Raw genomic sequence first — 23,172 nt, 5'->3', positions numbered from 1 at the left:
CGTGATCCGTTGATTTCTGCTGGTCAGACATGGTTTTGCTCGGAGTGAGGGAGACATGCGGCGTCTTGTATCCGCTTCATGACCGGGGGGTGCCCGGTGACGTCGGTGCTGGGAATGCTGGAGGAGCGGGAGGCGGCTGCCCGGGTGCGGGTGGAGGGCCTGCGGGAGGAAGCCGCGCGGTTGGCTGCGGTGTTGGAGGCCGCGGAGATCGAGCTGGATCGGCGGGTGATCGCGAGGGGGGAACTGGTCGAGGCTCTGGCCTTGTCCGCCTCCGAGACGACTGCCGTGACCGAGGCGGAGCTGGAAACGCTGCTCTCACCGATGCCGGGGTCGGTGGTGCCGCCCTGGCGGGACGGGCTGCCGGTGTCCGTGCTCGCGCCCGACCACCAGCGGATTCTGGCCGTGCTGGAGGAGCGCCGGTCCGCGGGCAATGGACCGGTGAAGGCCAGGGAGATCGCGGTGGAGCTGGGCCTCGGGACGACGCCGGCGAAGGTCGAGGGGGGTGCGTTCCAGGGCCAGGCGCCTGGCAGAACGCGGGTGGCTCCTCCTGGAGGCATCGGGGCCCGGAAGCCCGTGGCCGTGCCAGACGCCGACTCATCCGGGTGACCATCGACCACCGGATCACCGCCTCGTTGCTGGCCGGCAACGTCCCGTAGTCCCGGGCCAGACGGCGGGAGTTCATCAACCGTGCGAACGTGCGCTCTGCCACCCAGCGTCTGGGGAGCACCACGAACCCTGTCATGTCGTCGGTGCGCTTGACGATCTCCCAAGGTCAGGGCGAGTTTGCCCACGGCAGACCGGTGCCGGGCTTGCCGGGCCTGCGAGCTACAGGAACTCGCTTCGGTAGGTCGAGGCCAAGTCGGCCGCGCGGCGGCGGCGTTCGGCGAACTCGTTCTCCGACAGCTGCGGCGGCGGCGCGTCCTTGCCCGCGACGACGTCACCGATGCGCATGAAGTACTCGTCCTGGCCGGCGGGGGTGCACATGCACAGCATGCGGGCCGGCGCACCCGATGCGTTGCGGAAGTTGTGCGGCGCGTTGGCCGGGATGTTGATCGTGGACCCGGCCCGTACGGTGTGCTTCTCGCCGCGAAAGGTGAACTCGATCTCGCCCTCGATGATCGTGAACATCTCTTCGAAGTCGTGCCGGTGCGGCGGCGGGCCTCCGCCGTCGGGGACGTGCATGTCGATCAGGCAGTATCGGCCGTTGGTCTGCTCGCCGGTGACCAGCATGGCGTACGTGTCGCCCACCAGCGAGATGTACGTCGTGCCGGGGTCGTCGGGGTTCGCCACGGTCAGCGAGCGCGACGGATCGTCATCGGGGATCATCGTGGTCGCCTCCTTCGAGGATCAGTCAGTTGGGAGTCAGCGGTCGGACGCAACAACGACGACCTTGCCACTGGGCAGCGCGCCCGCGGCGGCGTCGGCGTGCAGGGCCGGCAGCTCGGCCAACGGCACCCACTGGGCGACCTCAACCCGCAGCTCGCCGCCGTCGATCAGCTCCGCCAGGTGCGACAGCTGGTCCGCGTCGCTACGGACGAAGAGGTCGATGCCGCGTACGCCGCGCTCCTCGTCGCTGGGTGCGGGCATCCACACGGTGGTGTTCACCAGGACACCGCCGGGGCGGATCAGACCGAGGAGCGCATCGAGCTGTGCTGGTTCGACCGGCGCAAGGTTGAGCACGACGTCGACCGGCTGGCTCACCGCCGCTGCGACGTCGGCGGTCGTATGGTCGATGATCTCGTCCGCACCCGCGGCGCTGACGCGACGGCTGCTGCGCGGACCGGCCGTGGCGATCACGAAGGCGCCGGCCTGCTTGGCCAACTGCACGGCGTAGCCGCCGACCGCTCCGCCGGCGCCGTTGACCAGCACGCGCTGCCCGGCGGTCAGCTTGGCGTGCTCGAACAGCGCCTGCCACGCGGTCAGGCCCACCAGCGGCAGCGCGGCCGCGTCGGACAGCGCGACGCTCTTGGGCGCGGGCGTCAGGGCCTCAACCGGTGCCAGGACATACTCCGCGGCGGCGCCGGGTCCCGCCATCGGCAGGAAGCCGATGACCTGGTCACCGACCTGGACGCCGGTCACGCCCTCGCCAAGCGCGTCGATCGTGCCGGCGACGTCGATGCCGGGCGAGTGCGGCAGCGGCACAGGGATCGGCCCCTGCATGAAACCGGCGCGGATGTTGGCGTCGACCGGGTTGAACGACGTCGCCGCAACACGGACCCGCACCTGCCCGGCGCCTGGAACCGGCTGCTCCACGTCCTCGTAACGCAGGACGTCGGGGTCGCCGTACTGGTGGAAACGCACTGCCTTCATAGTTTTCTCACTTTCGCCCGAGGGGTCGCGGTCGCCTTGCTTCGCATGCGAAGCAAGGCACGGTGTCTGCGGCGCCGGGCACGGCCGGCAGACGGTAGATCGTTGTGGAGGTTGAAGCGCCAGCCAAGCGTAGGAACAGCCGTGCGTAGAAGGGGTGTACCTTCGCGACACAGCATGGGATTCCGGCGACATCCTCATCGGGGCGGAGGACACATGACGAGCAGGCCGCGTTTCCTTGGGCCGGCCAGCAAGGTGGGCACGTTCACCGTCGACGCCGACTCCACCGGCACCGGCCGAGGAACGTGGGAGCCGTTCATCGACACCTGGAACGACCACATGGGAGACCTGTACCCGCTGCCGGAATTCAGCGCTCCCACGGTCGACGGCTTCCAGGGAACGATGCGGTCGGTGGCCTTGGAAGACACCGCCATCAACGAACTCTGGGCATCCTCACCCGTGAGCACCCAGGCAGTCGGAATGTACGAGCATGATCAGATCCGGTTGTACGTCGGGCTGCGCGGGGCGGTGGCCCTGCAGGACCCGCACGATCAGGGCGGCGACAGGTACGTCTCGGCCGGCACATACTTCATGCACCATGTCGTGACGGAGAATCACTTCCACACCACGCCTGTGATCGGCACCCGCATCTTCATCTTTCCCGGCGACGCTCTGCGGCCCCTGGTCGCGGGGAAACCGCGCACCGGTCAGGCCGCCTCGCCCGCAGCGCAGATCCTCATGGCACACACCAGCGTGGTGCAGCGGACCGTGAGCGAGCTCAGCCCGGCGGGGGCGCACGCGTCTCGCAACGCCCTGCTCGAACTGGCCAAGGGGCTGATCCTCGACCACTTCGACGACCGCGAGCCCACCTTCACCCCGGCGCTGGCGCAGGCGGCCAAGGACCTGGCCGATGCCCGGCTCACCGACGCCGAGTTGTCGCCGGCCGCGGTAGCCGCGCAACTGCACGTATCCGTACGAACCTTGCAGCGGGCTTTCGCGAGTCTGGACGAGTCGTTCAGCGCCTACATCCGCCGCCGACGCCTGGAGGAAGCGGCCGAGGTGCTCACCGCCTCCGGATCACGGCTCAGCGTCTCCGAGGCCGCCGCGCTCTGGCATTTCACCGACAGCAGCCACTTCATCCGCGCTTTCAAGAAGCACTACCATGTGACACCAGCTCAATTCGCACGCCGCCTGACGTGACGACTCAGCCGGCCGTCGCGCGGAGCAGCGCCGGGAAGGCCGCGATGCTCTCCACCACGTGCTGGTCACGTCCGCGGGAGTGGTGTATCGACGGCCGCTCGGTGATCTCGTTTTGAGGCTATGCGGTGAGTTCGGTGGGCAGGGCGGTCTCGTCGGTTTCTGGCTCGCTGGGGTGGAGGCGGGCCTTGGTCAGCAGGTCGAGTCCCATGTAGCGGCGGGCCTTGGTCCACTCGTCGTTCCGCTCGGCAGCACCGCGCTGACCAGACGGATCAACGCGGTGAGGTCGGGGAAGTTCCCGACGGCGTCGGTGCGACGGCAGCTTGTCCCGCAAGGAGCTCCGTTGCTCCTGCGGAAACGCTGACTACCTGGCCTTGGGGAAATTTCGGAACCCGCCGAGGACCTTCCATGGACGCCATTGATGTCGATCGGCCGCCGGGTTCACGGCCGTCTGGGTGAGTCTGACCTGTGGAGTGTTGTTCGCGGCCTCGCAAGGCGGTACGAGTCGTTCGGGGCGCTGTGTTATGTGTGCGTGGTGCCTGCGCTCCGTCCGGAGGGCGTCCAGAACGATGGGGAGTGAGCGGGCATGGTCCTGGCAGCACGGCTGGTGTTGGCTGCGGTCTTCGGGGTCGCGGGGATCGCCAAACTCATGGACCGCGAGGGACTGCCTCGCGCGATCGCAAGCTTCGGCCTGCCAGCTCGAACGGCGAAGCCGCTTGGATACCTTCTCGTCTCCTACGAGTTCGTCACAGCCCTGGCTCTTGTCGTCAACCCATGGGCAAGAATCGGTGCGCTTGGAGCGCTCGGACTGTTGCTGACGTTCTGCCTGGCCATCGTGGTGAGCATCGCACGCGGCCGGGCCCCGGAGTGCCACTGCTTCGGAGGGCTACGCTCCACGCCGGTCGGGTGGGCCACGCTCGCACGCAACGGGCTCCTCGCAGCTACGGCGGGATTCGTCGCAGCCGACGGGCGTGCCCCATGGTTCTTCACGGGCCTAGGGACCATCGCAGCGACCTGTTGGATGGTGCTGGGACTCAAGCGATCCGGAAAAGTGCGACCGGGCATGGTCACACCGGGCTTTTCACTGCCTGACGCAACGGGACAAGTATGGACTCTCGACAAATTGTTTGCCGCTGCGCACCAGCCACTCCTGCTTCTCTTCACTGATCACGCGTGCGGTGCGTGCGACGCACTCCTGCCACAGGTGGCTCGGTGGCAACAGGCCTATGCAGAACGGCTGACCATCGCAATCGTGAACGGCGGGCCCGCCGCAGACGGCGTTGCCTTCTCACGTGAGCACGGGCTGCGGAACCTACTGGTGGACGAAGAGCGAATGCTGCTCACCACTTACGGTCTGACCGCCACCCCCAGCGCACTGCTGATCGACACCGACCGGATCCTCGCCGCCGCGCCAGCAGTTGGGTCGGCAGAGATCGCCGACCTGGTGACCAGGGCACTCCAACCGCGTGGTAGATCAACGATCGCGCGACGCGCACTGTTGTTCGCCTCGGCCACGATGGTACCCGCCGTCACCTCCACCCGCGCGATGGCCCGCGGCGTTACCGGGGCGAACTGGCGCCCAAAACAAGTGAAGTTCGCTGGCGGATGGCTCTGCAAACAGCGCTACGCGCTGTGTACCAAAGCCGCCTGCAAACCCTCGCCGAGCGACCCGAACGTCCTCATCTGCCGCTGTGTGGTGGAATACGGCTACTCCTACGGCTATAAGTCATGTGCAGAACGGGCACCAGTCGGCAATAGATTGGTATCGACGTTCTCGACACAAAACACCAACCACCTTACCCGCACCATGACCTGCGCATCCCGAGCACAATGGGCAAACTGTCTGGACGTGGAATGCGAAATCGACCCGCGCAACCCGAGACACGCTGTGTGCCGCTGCAAGGCCGTGGAGAGCGGCGACTTTTTCACATTCGGGGGAAACTGCGACACCAGCACCTGCACCTCCGTGATTTGGTCAGCGGCAACACCACCCGGAGTCCCCTTCCAAGCCGCGATGGAGAGCATCGGCCTATCAGTCACACTCCCCAAAGCATGCCCGACAGGCACGGACGACGATGACCTTCCGCCCAGCGGCTTGGGGCTGGAGTTTCAATGACCGAGTCAAGGCTGCGGCCGCCCTTCGCAAGTGAGGGCGGCGCCTCGTCCCGTAGGTCGTCCGCGCCGTGTGCGTGACTGCGGCGAGCGCAGATCCGCCGCCACCACACCCCGGCCGTCATGCGCATCCTGGCCCGCGCCGCCCTCTACCGCAACGGCTGGACCAACACCGCCAGCGGCCGACGCGCCCACACCTGCCCCGAAGCCGCCCTCACCCTCCACGGAATCCCATGACCAAACCGGACGAACGTGACTCTCCCCGGGGCCCTGCCCCAAAGGGTCATAGTTGTCCATGCCAGCGACAGTCATCCGGCACCGGGGCGAGTGGCCTGTCCGCGTGCGCCGGTGAGGGCCGAGCTTCCAGGGAACATCCACGCCCGGGCCGGGTCAGGAAAGGGATTCGGCGTGGCCCTGCCAGGAGTTCCAGAGGTCGGCGTAGGTGCCGCCGTGTTCGAGCAGTTCCTGGTGCGTCCCCAACTCGCTGATCCGCCCCTCCTCCAGCACGGCGATCCGGTCGGCATCATGGGCTGTGTGCAACCGGTGGGCGATGGCGATCACCGTGCGGCCCTCCAGCGCCGCGGCGAGTGACCGTTCCGCCTGCCGGGCGGCGTGCGGGTTGAGCAGGGCGGTGGCCTCGTCCAGGATCAGGGTGTGCGGATTCGCCAGGACCAGCCGGGCGAGGGCGACCTGCTGCGTCTGGGCAGGTGTCAGGGCGTTGCCATGGAGGCTGATCCGGGTGTCGAGTCCGAACGGCTCGGCCCACTGCCAGGCGTCGACCGCGGTCAGCGCCGCCTCGATCTCCTCGTCGGTCGCGGCGGATTTGGCGATCACCAAGTTGTCCCGCAACGAACCGTCGAAGACGTGGTGGTCCTGGGCCACGATGGCGACCTTGCCGCGCAGTTCTTCCAGTGGCATCTCCGCGAGGGGCAGGCCCCCGAAGGTGATCGTACCGGTGCGGGGCCGGTGGATCCCCGCGAGCAGTTGGCCAAGAGTGGACTTGCCCGAGCCCGAGGGCCCGACGAGGGCCAGCCGCTCGCCTTTCACGACGTCGAGATCGATGCCGTGCAGCACGTCGACGTCCGGCCGGTACGCGTACCGCACGTCCCGTATCGCCAGCCAGTTCCCGTTCCCAGCACTGTGCGGCATGGGCTCGCAGGTGTCCGGGGCGGTCGGCGGGGCCGACTCGGCGATGCCGAGCAGCCGGGCGAGTGCGACGCCCGACATCTGGAGTTCGTTGAGCCAGAACAGCAGGGTGTCGACCGGGCCGAGAAGCTGCTGGATGTACAGGGTGGCCGCGGTCACCGCGGCCAGCGTGACCATCCCGTGGATGTAGAAGAGGCCACCGACGACCAGAGTGATCGCCACGGGCAGGACGTAGGTCGTGTCGCAGATCGGGAGGAACACGTTGCGCAGGCGCAGGGTGTAGCGCTCGGCGGCGTAGGACTCGGCGATGTCCCGCTCCACCCGTTCGAGCCGGCGATGTGTGAGCCGGAGAGCCTCCACCGTGTGAGCGCCCTCGACCGTCTCGGTCAGGCCCTCGGTGAGCTGCGAGTACGACGCGCTCTGCCGTACGTAACCGGCGCGGGCCCGGGCCAGGTACCACTTGGAGGCCGCGACCAGGATGGGCACGGAGACAAGGCAGGGCAGCACGAGCAGCGGGCTGATCAGGATCAGGGCACCGAGGGAGATGACGATCGTCAGCAGGGCGATCAGCGTTTCCGGGATCGCGTGCCGGACGGTGGTGGACAACGTGCCCACGTCCCGCGTGGTACGGGTCACCAGATCGCCGCGGTCGGCGTTCTCGACGGTGTTCAGGTCCAGGGCGAGCATGTCGCGGACGAACTGCTGGCGCAGTTCCCCGAGGACGCGTTCACCCAGTACGGCCGCCGCATACATCGCGAACCTGATGAGCGTCGCCTGCGTGACGCAGGCCAGGCAGATCAGCAGCACATAGTGGGTGATGTCGTTCCGGCCGCGGGCCACCGAGGCGACCAGATGGCCCAGCAGCCACGGCACGGCGAGTCCGGTCGCCGCCGCAAGCGCGTTCACGGCGACGACACCGGCCAGGCGCCATGGATGGCGCGAGGCGATCCGCCTGGCGTGAGCGCGGACTTCCTTCGCCGACGCGACCGGCAGCGCGTTCACGCAGTCCCCATTTCCCGTGTGACGAGCGAGCGGTACCGCACGTCCTCCAGCATCTGATGGTGTGGGCCCTCGGTGACCACCTTGCCGTCCTCGACATAGCTCACCCGGTCCGCCTGCCGGAGCAGCATCGTGCTCGTGGTGAAGACAATCGTGGACCGGCCCGTACGGGTCTGGCGCAGATGGGCCGCCATCCGGGCCTCGGTGTGGGCGTCCACGGCGCTGGTGGGGTCGACCAGGATCAGCACCTCCGGATCCGCCATCAACGCCCTTGCCAGGCGCAGCCTCTGCAACTGGCCGCCGGAGAACTGCCGTCCGCCGCTCTCGACGGCGGCATCGAGACCGCCGAGCAGCGCTTCGACGACATCGGAGGCGCAAGCGTGGTCGATCGCCGCGAGCAGGCTGTCCTGCGAACCCTCTCCCAGGTCGTACGGGTCGAGTTCGGCGCGCAGCGGTCCGGCGAAGAACCGGGCGTCGTTCCTGGTGACGAGTATGCGGCGGCGGACCGTCCCGAGCGGCAGGGCGTCCAGCCGCCGCCCGTGGTAGACGGCCTCCGAGTCCGTGTAGCGCCCCAGCCGCTCGGCCAGCATGCCCGCGTCGGCCGGGGAGGCGCAGGCGACGGCGGTGAGACTGCTGGGAGGCGCCTTGACGCCCGACACCGGATCGATCAGGAGGCCAGGGCGGGTCGGTACATCGGTGCCGGTTTCGCTGGGTCCGAGCGGCAGCTCGGGTTCCAGGCGCAGCAGCCGCGTGACGTGCTCGGCCGACACATGGGCCTTCATCAGATGACTGACGGCCAGCGTCAGGCGGCGCAGCGGCACCGCCAGGAAGGTCGCGTACCCGTAGAAGGCGACCAGTTGGCCCGCGGTGAGCCGGTCCGCCAGGACCTGGTGGGCACCGAGTCCCACCACCAGGACGACGAGCATGCCGGGCAGCAGCGACTTGGCTCCGTCCAGCACCGAATCGAGCTGCGCCACCCGTACCGCGGCGTGTCGTGTGGACTGGGACCTCTCCAGGTACCGGCGCTCGATCACCCGCTCGCCTCCGATGCCGCGCAGCACCCGCAGGCCGTGGACGATGTCGATGGCCTGGTCGGTCAGCGCGCGCAGTCGCTCGTGGTACGCCTCCTGGCGGCGGTGCAGGGGCCGGATCATCTGTGTGGTGATCCAGAGCATGACTGGTACGCCGACCAGGACGACGAGACCGATCTGCCACGACGCGAGCAGCATCACCGAGGCGACGGCGACGATCGCGGCGGCGGCGCCCACTCCCCGCGTGGCGACCTCCATGGCGGTGCCGATCTGCGTCATGTCCGAGACGCTGACGTTCACCATGTCGCCCGTGGACACCCTCTTGGACAAGCCGGCGCCCAGACGGCAGGCATGCCGGGTGACGAACTGCATCGTCTGGTACCCGGCGCCGATCTTCACCTCCAGCGCGAAGCGGTCCTGGAGCGCACTCCCCAGCGCCTGGACGACACCCAGCGCCAGCACAGCCGTTCCCCACCACACCAAGGCGGTCGTGTCCCGCGCGGAGACGCCCTCGTCGATGGCCTTGCCGACGATCGCGGGGGACAGCCCTTGCGCGACCGTCCAGACGACGGCGAACACCGAGCCCAGGACGATCGACCGGAGGTGGTCCCTGGCGAGCCACAGCAGATACCCGCGGGCACTGCGGATGTCGGGCGATCCAGGATCGCGGTCGGGGAAGCTGCGCATGGTGGCACCTGTTTCGCGACATCAGGGGAGCGGGGAGTGGGCACGTCTGCCGACCGTACGCTCAAACGCCGTGTACTCCGCGGCGTCGAGCACGTTACGCGTGAGTCGGTCCACCGCCGGGTGGTCCAGGTGCCGGGGCCAGTCGGTGGTGCCCCCGTTGAAGATCAGCGCGTCCCCGTGGCGGTGGTAGGCGATCGTGGCGCACCGCGGCGACTGAAGGTGCGGCTCCCGCGGGTCCGAGTACCAGTGCGCGGGCGGCGCGTCGGCCAGCGGAGCGTACGCGAGGACCACCAGGCCGTCGGGTACGTCTTCGACGCCGGTAGGCTGCCACGGCCGACCGGGCTCGTAGGCGTGGCCGTCGACCTCGTACCCCGCCAGATCGGTCAGTTCGGCGAACGCCGCCAGGTCGACCCCGTCGAGCAGAGCGTCGCCGTCCGGCCGGAACTCGTACGACGTGGGTGGCCGGCCCGCCAGCCAACTCGCGCCGCCGTGGCGGAAGCTGAGCCCGATCAGTGACGCCTCCGGGCGGTCGGTGCGCCACCAGAGGTCGCCGACCACGGGGTTGGCCTCGTCCTTGGCCACGCGCAGCTCGCTGTCGCGTACCTCGGTACGCCACCAGCAGGTGTTGCCGCCGAATACCAGGACGTTGCCGCCGCCGGCCACGAACTCCTCCGTTCGCTCCCGGCATTCGGCAGTCCAGTACTCGTCGTGGCCGGCCGTGACCAGCGTCCCGTAGCGGCCCAGGAGTTCGGGCTCGTCGTCCAGTGCCGTGTCGAAGACGACATCGAGAGCGTATCCCCGCTCGGAGGCCCAGGACAGGAAGGGTTCGTCCCAGTGCCAGAAGGTCGGTGCTCTCGGGCCGGTTCCAGTAGCCGAGTGCGATCTGCTCGCTGCGCAGGACCAGCTCGTCGAACGTCCTCGCCGGGTCCACTGTGGTCCGCAGGGGCAGCACGTTGTCGGGTACCTCGTGCGGCGTGCCGGACGGTGGTCCCAGGAGCAGGTCGCAGTCGCCGGTGTGGCGCTGGACGACGGCGTACCAGGCGCCAGGAGGACGGCGAGCGGTGTGGTCTCCCGTCCCGCCCCGTAGGCGTGTGCCGCGGCGAGAGTCCGCGGAGGCACGGCCATCCGTGAGACGGCCCAGTCCTGGGCGTCCGGCTCCGTGTGGGGCAGATCGGCCGGGAGCAGCGTCGCCGTCGCGCCGTCGAGCCGTCGCTGCCAGTAGACCTTCGCCGGGTCGGGCAGCACCCCGTCGTTCGGGCGCGGCGACGTCGCCCCTGACGTGTCCGTTGAAATGTCCGCACTCATCGTGGTCCGCTCCGGCTCAGGAATCAGTGCCGAAAAGGGAGTTGAGCTCGTCGTTGAGGTCCCACGCCATGTCGATGTCCGGGGCGACGACGCAGTCCATGACGCCCTGGTGTTCCTTGTCGTAGGCGCTGGCGACGATCACCCCGGTCCGGGGGTCGTAGGCGAGCTTCGCCGCGGTCAGCCAGTCCACGTGCTCTGGAACGACGAGGTGGCCCAACCCTGCGGCCAGACGTGTTCGAGCAGGACGCGGTCGCTCGCGTAGTCCTTGCCGACCACCTTGTCGCCGAGGATGAAGTACGTGTGCGTGGAGCCGGTCAGGCGCCCGTTCCATTCCGTGTAGAGCACCTGCCGGTCGGGGGTCACGATGGCGTCGGCACTGAGCATGCCCCGGTATCCCGTGGCGTGCAGGGGTACGCACATGCGGCGACCGCCTTCGACGAGCCGGTTCAGCGTCTCGGGATCGAGGTCGGCCGGGATGATCTGCGCGGTGTAGTACGGCGCCGACTGCATCTCCCCGTGCCCGCCCAGGGTGCCGACGCCCTGACTGGTGAAGGCGCCGCCGCTCAGTGCCGCCTGCGCCCCGATCGCCCGGGCCAGCGCGGACACCCAGGCGTGCGGTGACATGGCGACCACGCTGTCGACGGTGCGCCTGGCCAGGACGGTACGGAGTTCGTCGTGGAAGACCGGATCGGTGAGGCGGTCTGCCGTGAGCAGTCCGTCGCCCAAGCGCCCCGGGGGCGGTACGGCCACCCGCAACGTGGACCGGTCGGTTCCGGTCAGTCCGGTCACATAGTCGAGAAAGACGTCCTCCGGGTGCTCCGGCAGAACGAGTACGTCGTGGTCCTGCGCGAACCACACCGGGTCGGCGCCCGGTGCGCGGAGTTTGTTCGCTGGCGGCGTGTCCGGGGCGGCGGGATGCGGCCGCGCCGGGGCCCTTGCTTTGACCCGCCGGATCTTCTCCCCGAGATCGCCGAGCATCTCGGACGAGCATGCCTGGCGCAGCAGCTCCGCGGACCGTGTCGGTCTTCTGCAGCTTCTTCACCTCGGCCTTGAGTGCGCGGCGGGCGGCACGGAAGGGGAACGCTCCGCGCACGCACACCACGCGGCGGGGGCGACGGTTCACCCGTGGGCGCCTTCGTGACGTCAGGTGGTGGTTCCGCGGCCGTTGCCGACTTGGCGGAGGCGGTTGGCGTGGTGGGTGACGGTGGCGATGCGGGCTGCGAGGTCGGGGTGGTTGGGCTTGAGGTGTGGGTGGGTGTCGGCGAGTGGGTCGATGAGGTTGGCGGCGTCGTTGTCGGCGAGGGCGTCGGCGAGCCGGGCCAGGGGTGTGCGGGCATGAGTGGGGAGGTCGGTGAGGGCGGTGATCTGGCCGGCGAGTTGGCGTAGTTCGGCGGCGTTGGTCCGGGCCCAGGCGGTGATGGTGCGGTCGGCGGCGCGGCGGTTGCGGGTGGCTTGCACGCGCTGTTCGCCGGTGGTGCCGGGTGTGCCGGGGCGTACGCGCAGGTAGCGGCGTTCGGCGGCCTGGCGGCTGGCGACGCCCAGGGGGTGGGCGAGGTCCGCCCAGCTGGAGCCTGCTGCCCGGGCTGCCTCGATCAGTCCAGGTTCCCATCCTGCGAGTTGGTCGCGCAGTTCACGCAGCAGGAGGAGTGCGGCCAGGGCCTGGTCCGCACTGGCTTGTCCGTCCTGCGGGTGCGCTCCGGTCTGGGCGGTCTGGGCGGTGCGGACGGCTTCGTTGATCGTGTTCAGTGCTGCCGTGGCGGCGAAGAACGAGGTGGGGTCGCGGGGCTCGGGGGAGGCGTTCATGGAGATCCTCTCGGGATTGTCACCCTTTGGACGACGCTTCGCTTGTCATCGTTTGGATGACATGTTACAACGGTGTCAGACGAAGCGCATTGGCAGTTCCTGCCAGACCTGTGGAGGTGTATTCGCGATGTTGATGCGCACCGACCCGTTCCGTGAACTCGACCGGCTCGCCCAGCAGCTGACGGGTGTGACCGGTACCTGGTCCAGGCCCTCGGCGATGCCGATGGACGCCTACCGTGAGGGTGAGGAGTACGTGATCGCCCTCGACCTGCCCGGTGTCGCGAAGGACGCGATCGACATCGATGTCGAGCGGAACATGCTCACCGTCAAGGCCGAGCGCCGCCCGCTCGTGAAGACCGACGACGTACAGATGGAGCTCTCCGAGCGGCCCCTGGGTGTCTTCTCCCGCCAGCTGGTGCTGGCCGACACCCTGGACACCGAACGCATCACGGCCGACTACGAAGCGGGGGTGCTGACCCTGCGGATCCCGATCGCCGAGCGCGCCAAGCCCCGCAAGATCGCGATCGGCGGGGAGTCCGAGCACAAGCAGATCAGCGGCTGAGGAGCCAGTTTCCCGACCGCGCCGACGGCGGAGGACGGGCATCGATCTCCCCCCTCTGATCCCGCCCTCCGCCCTACGTCCATCGCACAACGACGTGAGGAAGGGGTAGTGGTGGCCATGCGATGGGAAGCATTCCTCGACCACGTGCAGGAACGCGGCGAGTACACCACACCCCAGGAAGCCGAGCGGGCCGCGCGTACCGTTCTGGCCCTGCTGGGCGCGCATCTGGTGGGTGAGGTCCGGGCCGAACTGGCCGCCCGGCTCCCGGAGACCTTCGCCGTGATTCTTCTCAACCCGCTGCAGGCCACCGAACCGCTCCCGCCGGAGCGGTTCCTGCGGGCCACCGCGGCGTGGATCGAGGGAGCCACCGAACAGACCGCGGCCTGGGACGTCAGCGCCGTACTGAGCGTGACCGCCGATGCGGCGGGCGAGGAACTCACCCGCCGCATCCTGCTCCAGCTCCCCCCGGGCTACGACCTCCTCTTCGGCCGACCCGAGCGCGCCTGAGCCCAGGAACGCGTGACCCGCTCATCAATTCAGCAGGGCCGGCCGGCGCCCACCCCCGCCGGCCCTTCCCACAGGCGACAACGCCTTTGCACGAGAAAGGCAACCACTCCCGATGCTTCCGCTGCGTGAACCGGCCGCTGCCCGACCCGGCATGACGTTTCACCAGATGCTCGAAAGAATCCGGTACGAAGGCGCGTATCCGACCCGGGAGCGGGCCGAGGACGTCACGCGTGCCGTGCTGGGGGCCCTGGGCCGTCAGCTCTCCGGCGACGAACGCGTCGACCTCGCCGCCTGCCTCCCCTCCGCGGCCGCCCTCGTGTTCACCAGCCACACCCCCGACCTTCAACCACTCACCGGCTGGGGCTTCGTGAAGGACCTGGCCACCCGCACGGGTACCACGCCCGCGGTCGCGCGCTGGGACACCGGCGCCGTTCTCGCCGTCCTCGGCCGCCTGGCCGGCCCCGGCCTCCTGGACCGCATCCTCACCCAGCTCCCCTCCGGATACGCGCTCCTGTTCGGCCGCGCCGAACTCACCCAGGCCGCCTGACCGTTCCCGGTGGGAACCGGCGGGACGGCAACCGTGGCTGAGGACGCGGTTGGAACGTGAAGGGGCTCCGGCGATGACATCGTCGGAGCCCTGTTTTCGGGGCTGCTGTTGCCGGGCCTGGTCGTGGTCGACCTCGCGGCCGCCGACGACGCGACCGCGCTCGCCGTCCAGAAGCTCCTGGCCGACCGTCGGCCGACCTGGACCTGCGCCAGCCGGTCGCCCCGCCCACTGAGGGCGGCCGTGATGCGGACACCCGGGAGGACCGAGCGAGCATCGTCGTAGGCCTCGGCCGAGGACCGGATCTGGGGCAGCATGGGGGCCAGGCAAGCACGCGGATGTTCATGAGCATGGTGCGGCTGGCACAAGGTGTTCACCCGCCCGGCGCCCAGGAGCGCTGTCGCGCAGATGCGGTACCGGGTCAAGCAGCTCAAGGGCACCAAGGCCGTTGCCCAGCTGCTGCGGATTTCCCAGCGCACCGTGGAGCGATACGTGAAGGGCCAGATCAAAAAGCCCCGCCCGGGCCTCGCCGCCCGTCTGGAGAGCGAGGTGAAGAAGCGGTGGCAGCCGCAGATCCGAGCCAAGGCCCGCGAGAAGGCGGCCAGCACCGGCGGCATCGTCGTCGACACCCGCGCTCGCCTCGGCCACACCGCACCGATCGGGTCGACGGACCAGGACTGCATCCGGCACCTGACCGTCGCACTGCCGCCCCGCTACGCTGCCCGCCTCTTCGACGGCCAGTAGCAGGGCGCCAGCGACCAGGAATGGCGGGAGATCGCCGCCGAAGCGCTCAAAGAGCTGTACTTCCAGGACAGTGGTCGCCGCGCCGGCCAGCCGGAGGAGGTTCGTTTCACGGACATTCAGCACTTGGAGTTCGACCTGTAGAGGCCGTTTCCCGAACAGCCTGCGAGCCCGGATTGTGACTGAGCGTTTCACTTGGCGGGTGAAGGACTTGAGTTGGCGGCTATGGGGGAGACGGTGGGGCAGGAGGCGGCGGAACGGCGTCCGCGAGGATCGCGCGGCGGGTGCTGAGAGCGGCGGCCAGAAGGCTTTCGTCCAGTCTCATCTCGGCGTCGCGGGTAGAGTCGTTGACGGGGATGCGGGTACGCCTGTCGATCAGCGCCGTCACGGCGGGCAGCGCGGGGCGCGCGTGGCCGCCCATCCGGGCGAGACCCGTCAGGTAGTACTCGCCGACCGCGTAGTCGGCCAGGTGCGGTGTCATGAGGGCGAGCAGCCGGGACAGGGCGGAGGGACCGGCGTGCCGCAGCCATAGCGGGGCGCATTCCGCCTGTGAGCGGCCGGGGCGGCGGAAGGTCAGGTTGTACAGCTGGGCCGCCTGTCGGAAGGTCAGCGGGCCGGCGTCCAGCAGGGCCTCGAAGATCTCGGAGGCGTGAGCGAGGCGGGCGATGCCCACAGGCTTGGCGGCGAGGGGCGCGGCGGCGGATGCGCTGTCGTACGCCGTCGCGGTGGACGGGATCCGGCGGGCCCTCGGGGACGGCGTGAAGGGGACTTCGGCGAGGAGAACTCCGTGCGTCCGCATCGCCGCCTCGGAGATCGAGGCTGTCGTGAGGGCCATACCAAGAGCCGGGGTGACCCTCTGGCCCCGGTGCTGGACGAGTAGCGGCAGCAGCCTGACCGGGGCCGCCCGCCAGTCGTGGCACGCCTCGCGGGCCAGGTCGGCGCCGACGTCCCGGGTGGCGGGGTCGGCGAGGAGACGGGCCACGAGGGCGTACGTGTCGTGCTCGCGCCTCAGTACGTACAAGGCCTGGCCCCAGAGGTGCCCGATGTCCTCCAGGTGGTGCGCGGCCTCCCGGACGTCGTCGAGGAGTGCGGCGTCCAGGGAGCGCCATCGCGTGGGTGGCGCTGCCTGCAGCGTCTCCAGGTGGGCGAGGAAGCGGACCGACGCGAGGTCAGCATCCGTCAGGTGGGCGGCGGTCGGGCCAAGCGCCCTGGCCAGGATGGTGCGCACGACAGGATCGGCGAGTTCGCCGAGGGCCGCGAGAACCGGGCCGGGCTGCCCGCGGTAGCCGAAGAGGCACGCGGCTCGGCGCCGTACCTCCTCGTCGGGGTCACTGAGCCGGGCTGCTGCGGCGTTGACGGCCTCTGGCCAGGGCTGTTCGTGGGCCAGGCTATGGAGGAGGTCCAAGGCCTCTCGGCGCACGAAGGGGGTATCGGCGTGGACGAGTCGGAGTAGCCGGGTGGCGACGGGGCCGGCGCGGTCGGCGCGTATCGCCTTGAAGAGCGCGATACGGGAAGGGTGGGCGGGTGTCGTGGCGGTGCCGTCGGCCACGGCCTCGTCCGGCCACGTCATCGGGCCGGGCGGAGGCCGCCCTTCTGTGCTGGAGCTTCGATCATGCGGCCGATCATCCCACACGACACCACGGCTCGGGCAGGGCGTTGCAGCCTGAGCACAGTACGTGGCGAAACTCGCCAACTGAAGTGTCAGTCACACGGATGTGTGAGCCGAGGCGCGATATCCGCCACCCGAAGGCCTCCTCGGCGTCACGGCCAAGGCCTCGCGCATCGCCAACCGGGGCAGGACCAGCCCGGCCTCCCGCGCAGCCTGGTCGTCACCGAGCTCCCGGCGCAGCTCCGCAGCGTGTGGCTGCCACAGCCGGTAGCAGCGCCTCCACATCGCCGGTTCGTCGCGAGGTACTCCACCGTGAGCCCGGCCGCGCGCGCCTGCTCCACCATCGACGCCCACAGCCCGCACACTACGGCTTGTGTGATTGACGTGCGGCCGCAGTGCCGCGGCGATCGCTCAGAGGTGGCCGTCCAAGAACTCCCGTATCACGGCGATGGTCATGGGCCCCGTGCCGTGCGCCACCATCTCTCCCTCCTTCAGCAGGACGTAGGACGGGGCCCCGGTGATCCCGTATCGCTTGGTCGCGGACGGACAGCGCGTCATGTCGGTGCGGACGGCCGTCAGGCGGCCCGTGTACTCGTCTGCGATGTCACCCACGACGAGGTCCATCGCCCGGCAGGCCTCGATTGCCTTGGGCCATGTCCCGGTGAAGTATGCGAGGACCGGGACTCCGCTCATCCCGAGGATGAAATCGAACTCCGCGTCCTCGCGGGGTTGGTGAACCCGCTTCGCCATGGAAGCTCCAGACTTCGCGTTCCGACATTCCATCTCCATCTTCCCCCCGCGCGGTGCGGCCGGCTGAGTCCGGTCGGTCGTCCGGCTGACCGATGGGCCAGCATGTTCGAACGAGGCCGCTGTCTCCTGCGGCTGGTGATCTGCAGAGGGGTCGTTCCGGTCGGCTCAGCCGATAAGAGCTGGCTCGCGCCCCGTGTCGTGCCTCAAAATTCTCGGCGTGACAGACACGGGACCCACCGAAGTAGAGACGCCGGAGGGGCTGCTGGGTTGGTGCCTGGTGGCCAACGTGGCGCGAGAAACCGCGCACGGCGAGAGCGGCCTCGACATCCAGCACGGCACGAAGCACTTCCGCACAGGTGCCCTGCTGGCCTGCGGTGGGTCTGTACCGAGGCAACAGCCGACGGTACGTCCACATGATCGTACGCGCGGATGACCTGGAGAACTTCCGGGTCAAGGGCGTCTACAGCGAAGCTCTGGTGCGCAGCCTCAATGGTGACGAGCACGACCCGGCCGCCCGCGGACCCTGCAGAACCCGTGGACCCGCGAGCGGGCCCAGAGCTGGGCGGACGGCCGGAACCGCCACCGGGAGCCTCTCTTCATCGAAGGCCACCCCTACGCCCATCCGCGGATCTCCGTTCCCAGTCCTCCGCCGGCAGAGATCCAGATCGACGGTGAGACCCTCCACCTCGCCCGCTACGGCACCAGTGGAGCCCACTACAGCCGCATGCTTCCTTCCGTGGAATGGACCCCCGAGCCGTGATCCGCACGTTCGAACGATAGGGCGGGCAAGTCGGCGTCACGGGTGGGGAATTACGGGCTCTGTCGCTGATCTTGTGATCGGGATATGAGCAGGCACGCGTTCGCCTCATGTCGTTTGCTCCCGATGACGAGATCCACAGCCGTGAGGACCTGGTTGCGTTCATCCGTGACCTGCACCAGGACTATCTCCATCGAGGGCAGGACTGGGAGAATTCCACCCTCGATCGCTTTCTTGAGGCTGCCTCATCTGTCCGGCTTTGTGGTGGAGTTGGTCGAGCGATCGACCCGCGAGATCACGATGCATGCCCGAGTCCGGGCGGCCGATGCTGCGTGCTCGCGCTGTCATCGCAGGTCCGGTCGTGTGCATGGTCGGTACCGGCGGCGCATGTCCGACGCAGCGGTCAGCGGCACCCGGGTGGTCATCGAGCTGCTGGTACGTCGGTTCCGCTGCCTCAACGATGTCTGCCCGACGGTGACGTTCGCCGAACAGGTCACCGGGTTGACCAGCCCACACGCCCGCTACACCCCGCTGATGCGCGGGACCCTGACCTCGATCGCCCTCGCACTGGCCGGGCGAGCGGGCAGCCGGCTCGCCCACGCGCTGGGGACACCAGCGGCGAAGGACACCCTGTTACGCCTGCTCAGAGCCTTCCCGGAGGAGCCCATCGGGCAGGTCAAGGTACTCGGCGTCGACGATTTCGCCTTGCGGAAGGGTGACTCGTACGCCACCGTCCTGGTCGACCTGGAGCGACGCCGACCCGTCGACGTTCTGCCGGGACGCGACGCCGACCCACTGGCCACCTGGCTACTGGAACACCCTGAGGTGGAGATCGTCTGCCGCGACCGGGCCGGCGCTTACGCGGAGGGCCCGCACCGGCGCCCCGCAAGCGGTGCAGGTCGCCGATGCCTGGCACCTGTGGAAGAACGTCGGCGAGGCGGTCGAGAAGACCGTCGCCGCCCACTGCACCTGCGTGCGGGCCGTGTTCGAGAAGCCACCGACCCCCGGGCCCACCACCGCGCCCACAGGCGACGACGGCCCCGTTGCCGCATCGATCGGGACACTGGACGTCTGCGGGCGCGAGCGCCGCCTGGTGGTCCGCACCCGGGGGCGGTTCGCCCTGGTCCAGGGCCTGCTGCGCGAGGGAGCCTCGCTGGAGTCGATCTGCCACCAGTTGCAGCTGGACCGCTCGACCGTGCGCCGCTTCGGCCGCGCGACCTGCATCGACGAACTCCTGGTCAAAGCGGTCAACCGGTCCACGATCCTGGACGCCTACCGGCCTCATCTTCACCAGCGGTGGAGCGAGGGCTGCCACGACACCGCCCAACTGCATCGTGAGATCACCGCGTTCGGCTTCCCCGGGGGCATCCAGACCGTCCGCCGCTACCTGCGGAACTTCACGCCGTCCGTCCCCGTGTCGGCGCCCAGGCCCGCGCCGCGGCCCCGGCGTGTCGTCCGATGGATCATGACGAATCCGGACAACCTTCCCGACGGGGACACCCTCTCCCTCAAGGAGATCCGCGCCGGCTGTCCCGAACTCGACGCGGTCACCGACCACGTCGCGACTTCGCCGAGATGATGCGCGACCTGCGCGGCGACCAACTTCCCCAGTGGATGGAGCGAGTCGAACACGATCCCTTGCCCGCATTGCACTCCCTGGTCAACGGCCTCCGCCGTGACCAGGACGCCGTCGTCGCCGGACTGTCCAGCCCCTGGAGCTCCGGCCAGGTCGAGGGACAGAACACGAGAGTGAAGCTCCTCAAGCGCGCCGGATATGGCCGCGCTAGCTTCGACCTCCTGCGCAAACGCATCCTGCACAGGACCTGAGTTCCGATCACAAGATCAGCGACAGAGCCGGGAAAACGTGGGACGCGGTCGGCCAGAGAGCGTTGGTGAGAAGTACCAACGCTGGCCGGAGGCATACGTGGTGAGGGCCCGCCGCGTGGAGGAGCACTCACTCGCGGCCGACTGGGATGCTCTTGTGGCGCTGAGCCAAATGAAGATCAAAATCCTCTTCAACAACGGCGAAGCGCGGATCCGGTATGAGCTTCCGCCCGAGGAGGTGGTCGAGTCCGCTGCCGCGCGACTCAGGCCGGTCCTTCTGGAGAAGGAGGACTGTTTCCATATGAAGGCGCTGGCAGCACTGGGCTACTTCTGTCGAACATCGCCAAAAGATGCGGAGTGGCTACGGGCTGCGCGTGCTGAATGGCGGACACGGGCGAACCCCTCAACGCGCGAAGAAGCTGGCTACTGGGTCATGGTGGCTGACACCGTCACAGGTGAGGACCACGATCTCGATGCCCACAGGCTGGCCATGGCTTGGATCTATGGCGATGTGGTGCACCACGATCCGGAGCGGCGACAGGAAGGCGATGCTTTCGGGCTGCTCGACCGGTTTCGTGTGGCTGTGCCACTTGTCGCCTGGGCCATGGTCGGCACGATTGAGCTCCTGAACTACATCCGAGCACTGCACGAGGCTGGTCTTCTGCAGATCCGCCAGGAGGTCTTCGACGAACGGGTTGCCTTGAAGTCGACCGTGTGGGAAGAGACGGCTGAGGTGTTCTTCGCCCTGACGGGGCAGAACCCCCGTCGCTGGCGAGCGCCCCGATGCCTGAGGGGTGGCTCCCGCTGGACAAGACAACGGACCTCTCGCTTTTCCAACACAGCTTCGGGGGACAACTTCTGAACACGGAGCGTTGACTATCTATGACGGAACTCCCATCACCTGATGAGATCGAAGCTGCCCGTACGCCCGCCGGTGGCTGGAAGCGTGACCAGCTCGCCGCCTGGGGCGTCCCGTGGCCCCCGCCCAAGGGATGGAAGGACGAGCTGACCGAGCGCTGGACGGTCGCACACCAGGACGGCGCACTGCAGCTGACCCTGCCCAGCCCGGCCCTGGCCGACTTCGCGCAGGAGACGCTCGACTTCGGCTGACAGCCCAGGGTCCGTGCCCGGCGCAACTCCGTCGGGTGAAGACGCCCCACCGGCGGAACTCCCCGTGGGAGTCCGGGGAGCAATGCTCAGGACTTGTGGATCGATCCCGGGAGAGACGCGAAAGGCGTACCTTCCCGGGTGATTGATCGACCAGTCGCCGAGTAGGCCCGCGTTCCAGCGTGGGCCGGGAAGGTATGCCCGTGCTGAGCGTAGTGAAGGCCGACGGCGGGATCGAGTCTGGCTCCCTAATCGACGAGATCGTCCGCGAGGGCGCTCGCCGGATGCTCGCCGCAGCCCTGGGGGCGGAAGTCAACCAGTACATAGCCGAGTTGGCCTCCGAGCGAGACGAGCACGGGCACCGCCTGGTGGTCCGCAACGGCCACCATCGGCCCCGCACCCTAGTAACTGCGGCTGGCCCGGTCGAGGTGACGGCCCCGCGGGTGAACGACCGTCGTATCGACGAGGCCACCGGCGAGCGCAAGCGGTTCTCCTCGAAAATCCTGGCGCCGTGGTGCCGCAAGTCGCCGAAGATCTCCGAGGTACTACCGCTGCTCTACCTGCACGGACTGTCGTCCGGGGACTTCGTCCCGGCCCTGGAGCAGTTCCTGGGCGGCACAGCCGGGCTGTCGCCCGCGATGGTGACCCGGCTGACCAGGCAGTGGCAGGGCGACCACGCCGCGTTCCAGGACCGCGACCTCGCGGACCGCGACTTCGTCTACGTGTGGGCCGACGACGTGCACCCCAAGGCGCGGCTCGGCCAGGCGCACAGCTGCGTGCTGGTCCTGCTCGGGGTGCGCTTGGACGGCACCAAGGAGCTGATCGCGCTCGCGGAGGGCCTACGGGAGTCCACCGAGTCGTGGGCCGATCTGCTGCGTGACTGCCGTCGCCGCGGCATGCGCGACCCCGAGTTGGTCGTAGGCGACGGCGCGATGGGGCTCTGGAAGGCTCTTGGTGAGGTCTTCCCTGCCGGCCGGCATCAGCGCTGCTGGGTTCACAAGGCCCGGAATGTCATGAACTGCCTTCCGAAGTCCGCGCAGCCGGGCGCGACGAAGGCGATGCAGGAGATCTACAACGCCCAGGACCGCGCTCACGCGGAGGAGGCAATCCAAGAGTTCGCTCGCACCTACGGCGCGAAGTGGCCCAGGGCAGTCGCGAAGATCACCGAGGATCGGGAGGAGCTGTTGGCGTTCTACGACTTCCCGGCGGAGCACTGGGTCCACCTGCGGACCACGAATCCGATCGAGTCGACGTTCTCCACGGTCAAGCTGCGGACCAAGGTCACCCGCGGGGCGGGCAGCCCGGCGGCCGCGTTGGCGATGGTGTTCAAGCTGGTCGAGTCGGCCCAGGAACGCTGGCGGGCGATCACCGGAGCCTCCTTCGTCGCCCTGGTCCGCTCCGGCGCGACGTTCAGGAACGGCGTCCTGGTCGAGCGCGAAGAGGTCGCCGCAGCGTGAGCAGCAGGGCCTATGCTGCGGAAATGATCAAGCCCATTGAACTTGTCATATTCGACTGCGACGGCGTGCTGGTCGACAGCGAGCGCATTGCCGCTCGTGTCCAGGTCGCCCTCGGAGCCGAGCTGGGTTGGCCGTTGACCGAGGACGAGGTCGTGGACCGGTTCATCGGGCGCTCACACGCCGCCATCCACGAGCAGGTCACTGTTCAGCTCGGCCCGGACACGGCTGCGGTCTGGTCGGCGAGGTTCGAGCAGCTCCACCGGGAGGCCGTGGACGCCGAGCTTGCCCCGGTAGACGGCTTGCCGGAAGCACTCGACGCGCTCACTCTGCCGGCATGCGTCGCCTCCAGCGGCTCCCACGACAAGATGCGGCACACTCTGGGCCGCACCGGGCTCTACGAACGCTTCGCAGGCCGTATCTACAGTTCCACCGAAGTCTCCCGCGGCAAGCCCGCCCCTGACCTGTTCCTGCACGCCGCCCAGCAGATGGGCGTCGATCCTGAAGCCTGCGTGGTCGTCGAGGACAGCCAACCCGGCGTCCACGCTGCCCGCGCCGCCGGCATGCGAGCCTTCGGCTATGCCGGCGGACTCACCCCGGCCGAACGCCTCGAAGGCCCCGACACCGTCGTCTTCTACGACATGCGCCAGCTACCGAACCTCATCGCCGAACGGCAGTCGGCTCTTCACCAGGCACTGCCCACCCACAAGTTTTGATGCGATGAAGGGGC

The 23,172-nt window shown here is 68.8% G+C and carries 22 protein-coding genes and 5 pseudogenes; 16 read left to right on the top strand and 11 right to left on the bottom strand.

The window, feature by feature from the left end; translation table 11 throughout:
• The first annotated feature begins 96 nt into the window (after positions 1-96).
• Entirely contained in the window at positions 97-606 is a 510-nt protein-coding gene (locus tag AAFF41_RS02170; protein WP_319753382.1) for a hypothetical protein, read from the top strand.
• Positions 607-825: 219 nt separating this feature from the next.
• Here the strand turns inward: AAFF41_RS02170 and AAFF41_RS02160 are convergent, their stop codons facing one another.
• Both AAFF41_RS02160 and AAFF41_RS02155 read right to left on the bottom strand, forming a co-directional pair.
• The gene (locus AAFF41_RS02160; protein ID WP_343323343.1) at positions 826-1,326 is read right to left on the bottom strand and encodes a cupin domain-containing protein; all 501 of its coding nucleotides are present in this window, start codon (positions 1,324-1,326) and stop codon (positions 826-828) included.
• A 36-nt stretch (positions 1,327-1,362) separates the two neighbouring features.
• The gene (locus AAFF41_RS02155) at positions 1,363-2,310 is read right to left on the bottom strand and encodes an NADP-dependent oxidoreductase (RefSeq protein ID WP_319753380.1); all 948 of its coding nucleotides are present in this window, start codon (positions 2,308-2,310) and stop codon (positions 1,363-1,365) included.
• A 213-nt stretch (positions 2,311-2,523) separates the two neighbouring features.
• Here AAFF41_RS02155 and AAFF41_RS02150 point away from each other — a divergent pair, with 213 nt between their 5' ends.
• Positions 2,524-3,507: a helix-turn-helix domain-containing protein gene (locus tag AAFF41_RS02150; protein WP_343323342.1), complete on the top strand. Its 984-nt coding sequence runs from the start codon at positions 2,524-2,526 to the stop codon at positions 3,505-3,507.
• 118 nt (positions 3,508-3,625) lie between these two features.
• Here AAFF41_RS02150 and AAFF41_RS02145 read toward each other — a convergent pair.
• A pseudogene (locus AAFF41_RS02145) lies at positions 3,626-3,822 on the bottom strand (transposase); the annotation flags it as partial.
• A gap of 268 nt (positions 3,823-4,090) precedes the next feature.
• On the opposite strand from AAFF41_RS02145, the gene AAFF41_RS02140 reads away from it, so the two are divergent.
• Positions 4,091-5,620 (top strand): MauE/DoxX family redox-associated membrane protein, encoded by a 1,530-nt coding sequence (locus AAFF41_RS02140; protein ID WP_343323341.1) that lies wholly within the window; start codon positions 4,091-4,093, stop codon positions 5,618-5,620.
• 386 nt (positions 5,621-6,006) lie between these two features.
• Here the strand turns inward: AAFF41_RS02140 and AAFF41_RS02135 are convergent, their stop codons facing one another.
• From AAFF41_RS02135 to AAFF41_RS02110, 6 genes and pseudogenes are all read right to left on the bottom strand, one after another.
• Positions 6,007-7,764 (bottom strand): ABC transporter ATP-binding protein, encoded by a 1,758-nt coding sequence (locus tag AAFF41_RS02135; protein WP_343323340.1) that lies wholly within the window; start codon positions 7,762-7,764, stop codon positions 6,007-6,009.
• The gene (locus tag AAFF41_RS02130; protein WP_343323339.1) at positions 7,761-9,479 is read right to left on the bottom strand and encodes an ABC transporter transmembrane domain-containing protein; all 1,719 of its coding nucleotides are present in this window, start codon (positions 9,477-9,479) and stop codon (positions 7,761-7,763) included. The genes AAFF41_RS02135 and AAFF41_RS02130 overlap by 4 nt, the downstream gene beginning before the upstream one ends.
• Before the next feature lie 21 nt (positions 9,480-9,500).
• On the bottom strand, positions 9,501-10,784 hold the full coding sequence (locus AAFF41_RS02125) for a N,N-dimethylformamidase beta subunit family domain-containing protein (RefSeq protein ID WP_319753375.1): 1,284 nt from the start codon (positions 10,782-10,784) through the stop codon (positions 9,501-9,503).
• 16 nt (positions 10,785-10,800) lie between these two features.
• Entirely contained in the window at positions 10,801-10,974 is a 174-nt protein-coding gene (locus tag AAFF41_RS02120; RefSeq protein ID WP_319753374.1) for a peptide ligase PGM1-related protein, read from the bottom strand.
• Positions 10,962-11,786, bottom strand: a pseudogene (locus AAFF41_RS02115) (preATP grasp domain-containing protein); the annotation flags it as partial. The gene AAFF41_RS02120 and the pseudogene AAFF41_RS02115, both read right to left, overlap by 13 nt.
• Positions 11,787-11,927: 141 nt before the next feature.
• Complete coding sequence (locus AAFF41_RS02110; protein WP_343323338.1) at positions 11,928-12,587, bottom strand: type III effector protein; 660 nt, start codon at positions 12,585-12,587, stop codon at positions 11,928-11,930.
• A gap of 127 nt (positions 12,588-12,714) precedes the next feature.
• Between AAFF41_RS02110 and AAFF41_RS02105 the strand changes: the two genes are divergently transcribed.
• The 5 genes and pseudogenes from AAFF41_RS02105 (at position 12,715) to tpg (ending at position 15,085) form a co-directional block, all read left to right on the top strand.
• Positions 12,715-13,149, top strand: coding sequence for an Hsp20/alpha crystallin family protein (locus tag AAFF41_RS02105; protein WP_319753372.1), 435 nt, complete (start codon positions 12,715-12,717; stop codon positions 13,147-13,149).
• Between the two features lie 117 nt (positions 13,150-13,266).
• Positions 13,267-13,656, top strand: coding sequence for a DUF2267 domain-containing protein (locus AAFF41_RS02100; protein WP_319753371.1), 390 nt, complete (start codon positions 13,267-13,269; stop codon positions 13,654-13,656).
• A gap of 112 nt (positions 13,657-13,768) precedes the next feature.
• The gene (locus AAFF41_RS02095; RefSeq protein WP_319753370.1) at positions 13,769-14,203 is read left to right on the top strand and encodes a DUF2267 domain-containing protein; all 435 of its coding nucleotides are present in this window, start codon (positions 13,769-13,771) and stop codon (positions 14,201-14,203) included.
• 108 nt (positions 14,204-14,311) lie between these two features.
• Positions 14,312-14,485, top strand: a complete 174-nt coding sequence (locus AAFF41_RS02090) for a DUF6207 family protein (protein WP_319753369.1) — start codon at positions 14,312-14,314, stop codon at positions 14,483-14,485.
• 84 nt (positions 14,486-14,569) lie between these two features.
• Positions 14,570-15,085 (top strand): annotated as a pseudogene (gene tpg / locus AAFF41_RS02085) (telomere-protecting terminal protein Tpg).
• Between the two features lie 79 nt (positions 15,086-15,164).
• On the opposite strand, the gene AAFF41_RS02080 reads toward tpg, so the two are convergent.
• Positions 15,165-16,511 carry a hypothetical protein gene (locus tag AAFF41_RS02080; protein WP_343323337.1) on the bottom strand — a complete coding sequence of 449 codons (1,347 nt, stop codon included), beginning with the start codon at positions 16,509-16,511 and terminating at the stop codon, positions 15,165-15,167.
• Positions 16,512-16,961: 450 nt separating this feature from the next.
• Positions 16,962-17,300 (bottom strand): thioredoxin family protein, encoded by a 339-nt coding sequence (locus tag AAFF41_RS02075; RefSeq protein ID WP_319753367.1) that lies wholly within the window; start codon positions 17,298-17,300, stop codon positions 16,962-16,964.
• Positions 17,301-18,167: 867 nt separating this feature from the next.
• On the opposite strand from AAFF41_RS02075, the pseudogene AAFF41_RS51335 reads away from it, so the two are divergent.
• The 8 genes and pseudogenes from AAFF41_RS51335 to AAFF41_RS02045 all read left to right on the top strand — a co-directional run.
• A pseudogene (locus AAFF41_RS51335) lies at positions 18,168-18,293 on the top strand (DUF7660 family protein); the annotation flags it as partial.
• A 64-nt stretch (positions 18,294-18,357) separates the two neighbouring features.
• Positions 18,358-18,915: pseudogene (locus AAFF41_RS51330) on the top strand (transposase family protein); the annotation flags it as partial.
• A gap of 34 nt (positions 18,916-18,949) precedes the next feature.
• Complete coding sequence (locus AAFF41_RS02070) at positions 18,950-19,636, top strand: hypothetical protein (RefSeq protein ID WP_343323336.1); 687 nt, start codon at positions 18,950-18,952, stop codon at positions 19,634-19,636.
• Positions 19,633-19,884: a transposase gene (locus AAFF41_RS02065; protein ID WP_319753362.1), complete on the top strand. Its 252-nt coding sequence runs from the start codon at positions 19,633-19,635 to the stop codon at positions 19,882-19,884. The genes AAFF41_RS02070 and AAFF41_RS02065 overlap by 4 nt, the downstream gene beginning before the upstream one ends.
• A gap of 115 nt (positions 19,885-19,999) precedes the next feature.
• Entirely contained in the window at positions 20,000-20,743 is a 744-nt protein-coding gene (locus AAFF41_RS02060; RefSeq protein WP_319753361.1) for a hypothetical protein, read from the top strand.
• Between the two features lie 20 nt (positions 20,744-20,763).
• Positions 20,764-20,991 carry a hypothetical protein gene (locus AAFF41_RS02055; protein WP_343323335.1) on the top strand — a complete coding sequence of 76 codons (228 nt, stop codon included), beginning with the start codon at positions 20,764-20,766 and terminating at the stop codon, positions 20,989-20,991.
• Between the two features lie 200 nt (positions 20,992-21,191).
• Positions 21,192-22,445 (top strand): IS256 family transposase, encoded by a 1,254-nt coding sequence (locus tag AAFF41_RS02050; RefSeq protein WP_343323334.1) that lies wholly within the window; start codon positions 21,192-21,194, stop codon positions 22,443-22,445.
• A 23-nt stretch (positions 22,446-22,468) separates the two neighbouring features.
• Positions 22,469-23,158 carry an HAD family hydrolase gene (locus tag AAFF41_RS02045; RefSeq protein WP_319753394.1) on the top strand — a complete coding sequence of 230 codons (690 nt, stop codon included), beginning with the start codon at positions 22,469-22,471 and terminating at the stop codon, positions 23,156-23,158.
• The last annotated feature ends 14 nt before the right edge of the window (positions 23,159-23,172 follow it).

This window comes from Streptomyces mirabilis (genome assembly GCF_039503195.1).
In the GTDB taxonomy this organism is placed as follows: domain Bacteria; phylum Actinomycetota; class Actinomycetes; order Streptomycetales; family Streptomycetaceae; genus Streptomyces; species Streptomyces mirabilis_D.
Note: the sequence above shows the minus strand (reverse complement) of the source record. Positions and strands in the feature narration are given on the sequence as shown.